10 protein-coding genes are annotated in these 11,620 nt (G+C 47.3%); 6 read left to right on the forward strand and 4 right to left on the reverse strand.

Features of this window, described 5'->3' with window-relative positions:
• Positions 1-29: 29 nt before the first annotated feature.
• Positions 30-1,568: a pseudouridine synthase gene (locus tag HGH91_RS31200; RefSeq protein ID WP_247651688.1), complete on the forward strand. Its 1,539-nt coding sequence runs from the start codon at positions 30-32 to the stop codon at positions 1,566-1,568.
• A gap of 15 nt (positions 1,569-1,583) precedes the next feature.
• On the forward strand, positions 1,584-2,342 hold the full coding sequence (locus HGH91_RS07675) for an RluA family pseudouridine synthase (RefSeq protein ID WP_168737906.1): 759 nt from the start codon (positions 1,584-1,586) through the stop codon (positions 2,340-2,342).
• Positions 2,343-2,586: 244 nt separating this feature from the next.
• On the opposite strand, the gene HGH91_RS07680 is transcribed toward HGH91_RS07675, so the two are convergent.
• Positions 2,587-3,222, reverse strand: coding sequence for a peroxiredoxin (locus tag HGH91_RS07680; RefSeq protein ID WP_168737907.1), 636 nt, complete (start codon positions 3,220-3,222; stop codon positions 2,587-2,589).
• Positions 3,223-3,436: 214 nt separating this feature from the next.
• Positions 3,437-4,063 carry a hypothetical protein gene (locus HGH91_RS07685; protein WP_168737908.1) on the reverse strand — a complete coding sequence of 209 codons (627 nt, stop codon included), beginning with the start codon at positions 4,061-4,063 and terminating at the stop codon, positions 3,437-3,439.
• Between the two features lie 139 nt (positions 4,064-4,202).
• Between HGH91_RS07685 and HGH91_RS07690 the strand changes: the two genes are divergently transcribed.
• Positions 4,203-5,207, forward strand: a complete 1,005-nt coding sequence (locus tag HGH91_RS07690) for a helix-turn-helix transcriptional regulator (RefSeq protein WP_168737909.1) — start codon at positions 4,203-4,205, stop codon at positions 5,205-5,207.
• Positions 5,208-5,279: 72 nt separating this feature from the next.
• Here the strand turns inward: HGH91_RS07690 and HGH91_RS07695 are convergent, their stop codons facing one another.
• Positions 5,280-5,996 carry an outer membrane lipoprotein-sorting protein gene (locus HGH91_RS07695; RefSeq protein ID WP_168737910.1) on the reverse strand — a complete coding sequence of 239 codons (717 nt, stop codon included), beginning with the start codon at positions 5,994-5,996 and terminating at the stop codon, positions 5,280-5,282.
• A 120-nt stretch (positions 5,997-6,116) separates the two neighbouring features.
• Here HGH91_RS07695 and ade point away from each other — a divergent pair, with 120 nt between their 5' ends.
• Complete coding sequence (ade, locus tag HGH91_RS07700) at positions 6,117-7,760, forward strand: adenine deaminase (RefSeq protein WP_168737911.1); 1,644 nt, start codon at positions 6,117-6,119, stop codon at positions 7,758-7,760.
• Between the two features lie 7 nt (positions 7,761-7,767).
• On the opposite strand, the gene HGH91_RS07705 is transcribed toward ade, so the two are convergent.
• On the reverse strand, positions 7,768-8,877 hold the full coding sequence (locus tag HGH91_RS07705) for an anhydro-N-acetylmuramic acid kinase (RefSeq protein WP_247651689.1): 1,110 nt from the start codon (positions 8,875-8,877) through the stop codon (positions 7,768-7,770).
• 82 nt (positions 8,878-8,959) lie between these two features.
• On the opposite strand from HGH91_RS07705, the gene HGH91_RS07710 reads away from it, so the two are divergent.
• On the forward strand, positions 8,960-10,873 hold the full coding sequence (locus HGH91_RS07710) for a YfbK domain-containing protein (RefSeq protein ID WP_168737912.1): 1,914 nt from the start codon (positions 8,960-8,962) through the stop codon (positions 10,871-10,873).
• 42 nt (positions 10,874-10,915) lie between these two features.
• Positions 10,916-11,569, forward strand: a complete 654-nt coding sequence (gene upp / locus HGH91_RS07715; protein ID WP_168737913.1) for a uracil phosphoribosyltransferase — start codon at positions 10,916-10,918, stop codon at positions 11,567-11,569.
• Positions 11,570-11,620: the final 51 nt, after the last annotated feature.

Genomic DNA, 11,620 nt, shown 5'->3' on the forward strand with positions numbered 1-11,620 from the left:
CATCCATGACCATCAATCAATGATAATTTATGAAGAAAAAACAACCTGCTAAAAAAGGGTTTGGTCCATCCAGGGACAATAAGATGGGTAAAAGCGACAAACCAGCAGGCAATCGCAACCGCTTTTCCGTTGACGGCGAAAGGCCAGGAAGAGCCTCTGCAAAAGATAGCGGCCATACAGAAGGCAAACCATCTTTCCGTTCTTCCCGTTTTGAAGGTGGGAAAACCGGGGATGAAAAGCCCGCATTCCGCAAACGTACTTTCGATAATAACGAGCGCCCCGCCCATAAACCAGGTTTCTCTGCCGGTGGCCGCAAGCCTGGCTTTGGCGCCGGTGACGATAAACCGAAACGCAGCTTCGGAGAAAGAGGCGAGGATAAACCCAGGCGCAACTTCGGCGAACGAGGCGACACTAAGCCTAAACGCAATTTTGGCGAAAGAAGTGAAGATAAACCTAAGCGCAACTTTGGTGAAAGAGGAGAGGATAAACCTAAGCGCAGCTTTGGCGAGAGAGGTGAAGATAAACGTAGCGGCGACTTCAAACGCGACGATAAGCCTGCATTTGGTAAACGTACTGGCGGCGAAGACAAGCCGTTACGGAAACGCACCTACGGCGTTACCAGAAAGAACGATGACAGCGCTTTCCATTTTCACGGTGACAATAAAAAAGGTGGCAAATCTGCAGACAGAGAGACTCCCAGCGGATTTAACCGGAAAAAATTCTTTGATAAAACCAATGAACGTTTTGCCGATAAACAAGACCGGAAAAAACGTATCAAGGTAAAAGATACTAACCACACGGCAGCTGCGAAAGATGGCGGCGAAAGCAAGCAAAGCATCTTTGGTCCCGGCGAAATGCCATTGAACAAATTTGTGGCGCACTGTGGTCTTTGCTCCCGCAGAAAGGCGGTAGACCTGATTAAAGAAGGTAAGGTAACGGTGAATGGCAAAGTAGTTACGGAGCCTGCTACCAAAGTAACCAGCAGCGATCACGTGACGATGCAGGATAAAAAAATTACCCCTACTAAAAACCTGGTTTATATTCTGCTGAATAAACCCAAAGGTTATATCACTACTACCGATGATCCGGAAGGCCGTAAAACCGTAATGGACCTGATCCAGGACGCCGCAGAAAATGAAAGAGTGTACCCGGTAGGCCGTTTGGACCGCAACACATCTGGATTGCTGTTGCTCACCAATGACGGAGAACTGGCGCAGCGACTCGCACATCCTAAACACAATATCAAAAAGATTTACCAGGTAGAACTGGATAAACCGCTTACCAAGGGCGACTTTGACAAAATTATTGACGGCGTAACCCTGGAAGATGGTGTAGCTGTAGTAGATGCACTGGGCTATGTAGATCCGAAGGACAAAAAGCAGGTGGGTATTGAGATTCACAGTGGTAAGAACCGTATCGTACGCCGTATTTTTGAACACCTGGAATATACCGTTGAAAAATTGGATCGGGTAATGTATGCAGGTCTGACCAAAAAAACGTTGAACCGGGGTCAATGGCGCTTCCTCACAGAGAAAGAAGTCATCCTGTTGAAACATTTTAAAAAATAACTGCCGAATAACCTGATGCGATTAGTAGATCATATTATACTGGAAACACCTGATTTTGTTATCGTGAACAAGCCGGCCGGCATGCTCACGCTACCCGATCGTCATGACAATGAGTTAAGCTCATTAATTGCTATCATGAAGAAGGCGTATGGTGAGGTATTTACAGTACACCGGCTGGACCGCGAAACCAGCGGCATTATCCTGTTTGCCCGTAATGAGGCCGCTCACAAATATTTCTCCCAGCTGTTTGAAAGCAGGGACGTGAAAAAATTCTACCTGGGCCTGGTAAGCGGTCAGCTTACTACTAAACAGGGGAATGTGAGCGAGGGCATTATGGAGCACCCCGTGCAGAAGGGAAAGATGGTGACCAACCGTAAGGGTAAGCCTTCTTCCACCGACTATGAAGTGCTGGAAGAATTTGGTTTGTATAGCCTGGTCAGGATGCAGATTCATACCGGGCGTACGCACCAGATCAGGGTGCACATGAAATTCCTGGGTCATCCCATTGCTGTAGACGAGTTTTATGGCAGCGCACAGCCCATCCTTTTGTCGACCATCAAGAAGAAATTCAAGCTGGGTAAGCATACAGAAGAAGAGCGTCCGTTATTGAGCCGGTTAGCGCTGCATGCGTCGATGCTGGTATTTAAAGATCAAAACGGAAAGGAATATACCATAGAGGCGCCACTGCCTAAAGATATGAGTGCCCTGTTGACGCAATTGCGGAAGCATAGGGGCAAACAGCCTGCCATTGGAGAGGAGCTCTCCGCGGAATAAGGGCTGTTATAAAGGATGTTGTTTTGTTTGATTTTTTAAGGATTAGGGGAAACGGAAGCAGGAAGCTGTTTTTGTTTTCCCTAATCTTTTTTATACTAATTACAGGGAGTCCTATCTATATGGGTTTGTTTAACAGGCAGAAAAAGGACATAAAAAAACGGGGAGAAATCCCCGTTTCGTAAAAATCAAAAACCAACCATTAAAAAATCTTTATAAGTAAAGCCTTTAGCGGGCTACTTCTTCATTATTTGTTGGGCTGAGGTGTTGTTCTCAGGTAAGGCTTGATAATTTTATGGCCTTTCGGAAAACGGGCAGGAATGTCTGCCGTGGACACCGCTGCGGTAACGATTACATCTTCTCCATCTTTCCAGTCGGCTGGTGTAGCTACGCTGTATTTAGCAGTAAGCTGCAGGGAATCCAGCACGCGCAGCACTTCATGGAAGTTTCTGCCGGTAGAGGCCGGGTAAGTGATGATCAGTTTCACTTTTTTGTCCGGTCCAATGATAAACAAGGATCTAACGGTAAATGTTTCAGAGGCGTTTGGATGAATCATGTCATACAGATTCGCCACTGTCTTGTTTTCATCTGCAATAATAGGAAAAGTTACGTCACACTGTTGTGTTTCGTTGATATCATTTATCCAGCTCAGGTGTTTATCCAGCGGATCTACACTGACAGCCAGCACTTTAGTATTACGTTTCGCGAACTCCTCTTTCAGAAGGGCAGTTTTACCAAGCTCGGTAGTACATACCGGGGTGAAGTCTGCCGGGTGAGAAAATAAGATACCCCAGCCATCACCGAGGAATTCATAAAAATCTATCTCTCCTAAAGTGGTATTAGCCTTAAAGTTTGGAGCAACATCGCCCAGTCTTAAACTCATAGTTCTGCGATTTTATTGACCAAAAATAACCTTTTCCTACAAAATTTATAGACTTCTAGGGATTTTTTTCTCAATTTTGCCGATTTTTTTTCCGGGGGAGGGGAATTGGGGTTAACAAACAATGTTTAACAGGGTTCAATCAACGGATAGAAAAGGGGTTCATACAACAGCTGAAAGGGGTTATTCAATAGATAAGAATATGGCTAACAGGGGGTTAAGTATTTGAGGTATGTAGCTGCCAGGCATAATAAGCCATGCTGAACTTATAATCATTTTCCAGACCGGCCTTCATTCTGGCAGCTTCATCCCCGAGTTCAATCTCAATAAATCCAAGGTATAGGTTATAGGCATCATGAAGTAACTGGATACAATACTCCATTTTCTCATTATCTTCTCCCTGCAGGCGGGCGGCGGGTGGTAAAGTGGGCGGTACCGGCACGATGGGCATCTGTATCACCCGTTCTATATAATAGCACTCTTCATCCGCATAGGCCTCCCAGTTATCGTCCTGCTGCAGGCATGGACGACGCATATAAAAAATAAGGTTGTCAAAAACTACGGCAGTTCCCAATTCCGCTTCCAGGTCGATAATATCCGGGATACGGCGCATATCTTCCAGTTTTTTCACAATGGTCATCTGTACCGCATCGTGTTTATCCTGGCCGAAACGCAGCATGGTATTCATGACTTCATAGGTAGTTACAAAATCACAGGGATACCACACACCATCCTGTAGCACCTGGCCCCAGAGCGTCAGGTAATTGGAATCATCCATGATGATTTGCCCAATTGAAATCGCCTGCATTTGTGTAATGGCTGTAGTTGTATTTACTTGATTCATAACCATTCCGTTTTGATAACAATACAAATCTAGCAGCGCTGAACGCATGGAATTTGCGTAGTGATCTTTTCGCTATATTTTTTTTATCCTTATTTGCAAAAGCAGGAATTGCTTATTTTTATTATCTAAATTTTATCTATTGCCAAAGAACAAAGATGCGGTGTCGCGCTACCGTTGGATCGATGAGCGACTGCGCAGCAAACAGAAACCCAAACCTACCCTGGACAACCTGATTGAATATGTATCTGATAAAATGGGAACGGGCATCTCCGTTCGTACCATCCAGAAAGATTTACAGGACATGCGACAGGACCCGGAATTAAACTACATGGCGCCTATCGTATACGACCGCAGCAGCGGCACCTACCGGTACGCAGATGAAAGTTTTTCCATCAGTAATTCCCCTATAGAAGAAGCAGATCTGCAGGGGCTGGAAATTGCCATTGGCATATTGGAACAATTCCGCAGTTTGCCGGTAGTGCAACAATTTGAAGACGCTATCCTCAAAATAGCCGCCAGCCTGAAAATGAACCGGGAAGCGCTGCAACATAAAGGCCTGATTAAATTTGCCCGCGCCTCTCAATACAAAGGCGCCGAACATATCCCCGAAATTGTAGACGCTATTAAAAACCTGGAAGTCATCCGGATTGCCTACCAGAGCTTTGAACGCGACGAACCCAAGGAACATTGGGTAGAGCCCTATCACCTCCGGGAATATCAACACCGCTTTTACCTGATCGGCAAAAGCCAGCAGACCCGCGGCGGCGCTGTTATTACCTTTGCGCTGGACAGGATTGTGAAGCTCTGGCCAACCATGAAACATTTTGATGAAAAGAATTTTGACGATGCCAGCTATTTCAAGCATGCTGTTGGCATCACCGTACATGATGGGGAACCCGAACATGTTTTGCTGAGCTTCGCGCCTAAACAGGGCAAATACGTTAAATCACAGCCCATACACGCTTCCCAGGAAGTAGTGGAAGATAATGACCAGGAATGTCGTATATCCCTTAACGTTGTCATCAACCCCGAGCTCACCATGACATTGCTCAGCTATGGCGCCCAGGTAAAAGTGCTGCAGCCAGTCCACCTGGCAAAAAAAATGGCCGAAGAGGCAAAAGCCATGGCCAAATTGTATAAATAATATTTGTACACAGGAGGTATACGCTGGCGGGGCGTGTCAATCAGCATTCCACCAGCGTATATCCGTAATTCTTTATTGTGGTTTAACAAACAGCGTATCTGCTACCGGTGTATTCACATCTACCTTAGACACATTTATTTTAACATCACCCGGTGTTTGCGTGGTAGTGACCGCATAGGCATAGCCTTCCGGCGTTTTCTTGTAGTCGGACATCAGCAACACCAGCTCCAGTGACTGTCCTTTGATATTAATATTATTCACCGTTTTCACAATCAGGAAGGTATTGGCATCTATATAAACATCTCCTGTAGAGCCGCTCTCCCCGGTCACTTTCAGCTTATAGGCCGGCGCACCATTTATATCTTCCTTACCTGCTAATTCTATTTTCTTTCCTTTGTTTTTATAATCGTACAGCTCTCCTCTCAGATCCAGCTGCGTTTGCATGATTTTCAGGGTAGCGCTATCCATATCCTGGGGCGCTGTTTGCATCATCACCGGCATCAGGCTCCATCCGGCAGACCGGGTTACTACCTGTATATTGCTGCTTCCCATCACATTGAATTCCAGTCGCATGGCTTCATTCTGTTTTACCCATTTTTTGATGGGCACAGATTGCCCCTGCACTTCCATACTCCCCTCTACATATTGTGTTTTCAGGTCTTTCAATTTTGCTTCCCCGCCCATCGCAGCGGTATTCTTTGCAATAATTTCGTCTGCAGTTTGGGCGTAAGTGCTGATTCCTGTTATCAGAAAGGCTGCCAGCAGCGCATAAGATTTAATTCTTGTCATAAATACGTTTTTGATATTCGTTTCTTTGGTAACTAAAGATAACCAAAAAACATCTCCTCCAACGTTTTACCAAAAAATACGCCAGGGCCGAAAATGCCACCTATTCCTTAGCTTTACGGCATGAATACATTCCAGATATCGGGCAACCTGGTGGATATCCTGCAAGAGGACATTTACCCGGCTACCCTGCATATAGAAAACGGCCGCATCGCCAGGATTACACGGGACAGTCGACCTTACTCCAACTACCTGCTGCCTGGCTTTACAGACGCGCACGTACATGTAGAAAGCTCTATGCTCATTCCTTCCGAATTTGCCCGGATGGCCGTTGTACATGGCACTATTGCCACCGTCAGCGATCCGCATGAAATAGCCAATGTAATGGGCGTTGCCGGCGTTACCTATATGCTGGAAAACGGTAAACAGGTACCCTTCCGGTTCAACTTTGGCGCCCCCTCGTGTGTGCCGGCCACCACTTTTGAAACCGCAGGCGCCACCGTTACGGTAGCCGATATCGAAGCCCTGCTGGATAGGCCCGATATCAGGTATCTTACGGAAATGATGAATTTCCCGGGAGTACTGCATAAAGATCCGGAAGTGATAGCTAAAATCGCCGCTGCAAAAAAAGCAGGTAAGCCTGTAGACGGCCATGCCCCTGGGCTGAGAGGCGACGCTGCCCGCGACTATATTGCCGCAGGTATCAGTACCGACCACGAATGTTTTACTATTGAAGAAGCGTTGGATAAATTGAAGTACGGAATGCATATTCTTATCCGGGAAGGAAGTGCTGCCAAAAATTTTGAAGCATTATACCCTTTACTGAATGACTATGCCGACCATATTATGTTTTGCAGCGACGATAAGCACCCCGATAACCTGGAAGAAGGGCATATTAACCTGCTGGTAAAGAGAGCGCTGGCACATGGTATAGATCTCTTCAAAATACTACGCGCCGCCTGTATCAACCCGGTAGTACATTACAAGCTGGATAACGGCCTGCTGAAGGAAAATGATCGGGCTGATTTCATTGTGGTAGATAACCTGGAAGATTTCAACATACTGGCCACTTATATCGATGGGGTAAAAGTAGCGGAAAATGGACGTACGCTCATACCCAGCATTGCATCGGCTCCTGTGAATAATTTCATATGCCATCCTGTGAAGGCGGCCGACTTCCGTATGCCTGCCAATAACATCGATAGCACCGAGGTAAGCGCCAGGGCGATAGCAGCACTCGATGGTCAGCTGATTACAAATACTCTCCAGGAAACACTCCCGGTAGCTGACGGGAACGTGCAAAACAGTATATCGAAAGATGTGCTGAAACTAGCTGTAGTAAACCGTTACCGCCCGGCAGCTCCCGCAATGGCATTTATCCACGGATTTGGGTTGCAACAGGGCGCCATTGCCTCTTCGGTAGCGCACGACAGTCATAACATCATTGCTGTAGGTACCGACGACGAAAGCCTGGCCGCTGCTATCAATGCGGTAATAGCCGAGCAGGGCGGTATCAGCGTGGTAAACGGCGCAGATACCGCCGTATTGCCTTTGCCGGTAGCGGGTTTGATGAGTAACCTCGACGGCTATACGGTAGCTGCACAATACAGCGCCCTCGATAAAGCAGCCAAAGCCCTTGGTTCCCGGCTGGCATCGCCATTCATGACATTGTCCTTTATGGCGTTACTGGTTATTCCTCATTTGAAACTAAGCGATCTTGGCTTATTTGATGGAGATAAATTCCAGCTCCTGGAGAAAAACTTCTAACATACTGTTACCGGCTCGTCCAGAGTGCTCCATTGATGGAATCTCTTGATGCGCCGGTGACCCCGCTCAAGATATTATCTTCCTGTCTCCAGCGCAAAGTGCCTATCAGTGCCATAATCAAGGCTTCTTTAAAATTAACAGTCAGTGCATCGGGCACTTCTACTGTAATTCCTAACGGCTCCAGTCGTTGTTGTATCGTATTTACCAGGAAGGTATTGAACGCGCCGCCACCGGTAACGAGCATTTTACCGGGTCCTTCCGGCATGTTTTCTTTCAGTGCTTTTACGGCCTGTGCTACCTGTACTGCAATATGTTCTACATAGGTACGCAGCTTACCTTGTACAGAAATACGCAAAGGCGCTATCATAGGCAGGATGGTATCGGTACCAAAATCGTTGGCAAGCGATTTGGGCCATGAAGCAGCATAATAAGGCAGGCTGTTCAGCTGATTCAGCAACACAACATCCGCAACGCCACCGGCCGCCAGGGCGCCACCATCGTCGTAAGGCTTATTCAGCGCTGCAGCCAGGGAATTCAGCACGCGGTTAGCGGGGCAAATATCAAATGCTACAAATTGATCCGGCAACTGGGCAGATACATTGGCAATGCCTCCGAGGTTCAGCCAGTATTGGTATCCCGGCAATAAGTATTTTTCACCAATAGGTACAATAGGCGCTCCCTGGCCACCCAATGCCACATCTACTGCCCGCAGATCGGTAATCACCGGTAAGCCGGTTACCGCGGTAATAGCCGCTCCATCGCCCAGCTGGGCCGTTGTTTTAGCAGAAGGTATATGAAAAGTGGTATGACCATGTGAGGCAATAAAATGTACTTTATGATCCAGCTGGTTCTTTTCTATGAAAGACAGGATACGCTGCCCGGTATAATGCCCATAGGCCGTATGCAGCAGCAGATAGTCCCTGGCCGGCAAGGTGGTTGCCTGGGCCAGTTTCTCTACCCATTCCGGCTCGTAAGGCAGGCTCTCGGAGGCTTTAATAGCATAGGTCCACTGTCCGCGTATTTCGGTCAGTTCTGCAAAAACTATATCCAGTCCGTCTAATGAGCTACCAGACATGGTGCCAATCACGTTATATACCATCTCAAAAAATTTCAGCAAAGGTAGTTTTAAAATATTTTTTTTCCTGATTTATGGAAACAGCCACATGGATGCCATCCTATTAGCAGAAAACAATATCGCCATGAAAAAATATCTCGCTCTGCTATTATTCAACTGCCTGGTGGCACTCGCTGTATCCGCCCAACAGCTGCGCACTATTACCGGTAATATAAAAGAAAGCACAGGTAATCAACCTGTAGCGAATGCGGTGGTTCGGATAAAAAATACGGATGTGATGACGGCCTCTGATACCAAAGGGCATTTTAGCCTGAAAGTCCCTGTGGGAACAGTTACACTGGAAGTCAGCGCTACTAACTACAAAGTAGTAACACTTACGGTAAACGACAAACAGACCTCCGTCAATGTTACCCTCCATCTGTTACAACGGCTAGTTAAAGACAGGAGCCGGTATATAATGCAAGACGTAGTCATCTGTGGAGAGCCGCCAGCACCGACTCCTGCACCTACTGTTAAATCTGCTGCCCCCAAACGCAATATGGTGGCTACTCAAAATTATGAGATGGTGGTATCAGGCGTAGCCGCCAATAATGGCCGGGTTTCATATGCACCATCCAACACAGAAGACTACAGTCCTATCAACGAAAATATCTTCCATGCGGTAACAGATCAACCGTTGAGTACCTTCAGCATAGATGTGGACCGGGCTTCTTACAGCAATATGCGCCGTTTCCTGAACAACGGCGAAATGCCGCCGCCAGACGCGGTAAGAGTGGAAGAAATGATCAATTATTTTGATTATGGCTATAAAGCCCCTACCGGCAAAGATCCGGTGGCCATTTATACCGATATGGCCATCTGTCCCTGGAATACCGGCCATCAGCTGGTGCGCGTGGCCCTGAAAAGCAAACAGGTAGACACCAAAGACCTCCCTCCTACCAACCTGGTGTTCCTGCTGGATGTTTCGGGCTCTATGGATGAAGAAAACAAGCTCCCATTGGTTAAAAAAGCCTTCAGGGTATTGACGGAACAATTACGCCCGCAGGATAAAGTAGCCATTGTAGTATATGCAGGCGCTGCCGGTGTGGTATTACCACCTACCAGCGGCAATAACAAGCAACGTATACTGTCGGCGCTCGATGAACTACAGGCTGGTGGCTCTACCGCCGGTGGCGCCGGCATACAGCTGGCCTATGACATTGCGGCTAAACTCCGCAAAGAAAACGGCAACACCCGGGTAATATTGGCTACAGACGGCGATTTCAACGTGGGTATCTCCAGTGAGGGAGCATTGACCCGCCTGATAGAAAATGAAAGACAGAAAGGGATCTTCTTGTCTGTACTGGGTTTTGGCATGGGTAACTTAAAAGATAACACCATGGAACTGCTGGCCGACAAAGGCAACGGCAACTATGCTTACATTGATAATTTCGAAGAAGCCCGCAGAACGTTTGTAACCGAGTTTGGAGGCACCCTGTTTACCGTGGCCAAGGACGTAAAGCTGCAGGTCGAATTCAATCCGAGCTTCGTACAGGCTTACCGGTTAGTAGGTTATGAAAACAGGATATTGCAGAACGAAGATTTCAATAACGATAAGAAAGATGCCGGCGATATGGGCGTGGGGCATACGGTTACCGCACTGTATGAGCTAATACCTACCAGTAAGAAAGGGGAAAGCGTGAACTGGGTGGATCCGTTAAAATACCAGCGGGGTAAAATAGTGGGTAATCAGAAAGAGGTGTTGACCGTAAAATTGCGCTACAAGGAGCCTGCTGCAGCAAAGAGCCAGCTAATGGAAAAGGTGCTGCCTTATGATAACCAGGAAATTGGCGCAGCACCGGAAGACTTCCGGATGGCCACCGCAGTAGCAGCTTTTGGCCAGTTATTAAGGCGTTCTGCCTTTGCAGGCACTGCTACCTACGACCAGGTGTTGTCGTGGGCAGGAACCGCCCGGGGAGAGGACAAAGAAGGATACCGGGCTGAATTCATACAGCTGGTAAAGAAAGCCAAATTACTGGACAAGGACGAGAAAGAGTAGTTCACTATTTTTCGGTAATTTGCGGCCTCAAAGGGATTGCTCATGATTATCAATTTAAGTGAAACCAATTCGTTGGTTGGAGAATGGTTAAGCGAGATCAGGAATGTGGAGGTTCAAACGGACCGTATGCGCTTCCGGCGTAATTTGGAGCGACTGGGGGAAGTGGCGGCCTATGAGATCAGTAAAATGCTGGATTACGAAGACAAAGAGGTGACTACCCCCATGGGTATTGCTACCTGTCGCGTACTGAAGGCACAGCCTGTACTGGCCACTATTTTACGCGCAGGTTTGGCCTTGCACCAGGGATTACTGCATTATTTTGACAAGGCAGATCATGCGTTTATCTCGGCTTACCGCAAACATAACCACGATGGCTCTTTTGATATCAGCCTGGAATATGTCAGCACCCCGTCGATAGATGGGCAGGTGCTGATTCTTTCAGACCCTATGCTGGCTACCGGCGCCTCCCTGGTAAAAACCATTGAGCACCTGGAAGCCATCGGGAAACCCAGTCATATTCACCTGGTGGTGGCCATTGCCTGTACTGTGGGGATAGAATATGTGCTGCGCAATACCAAAGCTAACCTGACCATTTGGGCGGGCGATATTGACGATGAACTGACCGCCAAAGGGTATATAGTACCTGGTCTTGGAGATGCCGGCGACCTGGCCTTCGGAAATAAATTGCAACAATAGTCACCATAAAATCGTTTTGCGAATAGCAGTTTTGTATCTTTAACAGGTACT

It is taken from the genome of Chitinophaga eiseniae (assembly GCF_012641265.1).
In the GTDB taxonomy this organism is placed as follows: Bacteria; Bacteroidota; Bacteroidia; order Chitinophagales; family Chitinophagaceae; genus Chitinophaga; species Chitinophaga eiseniae_A.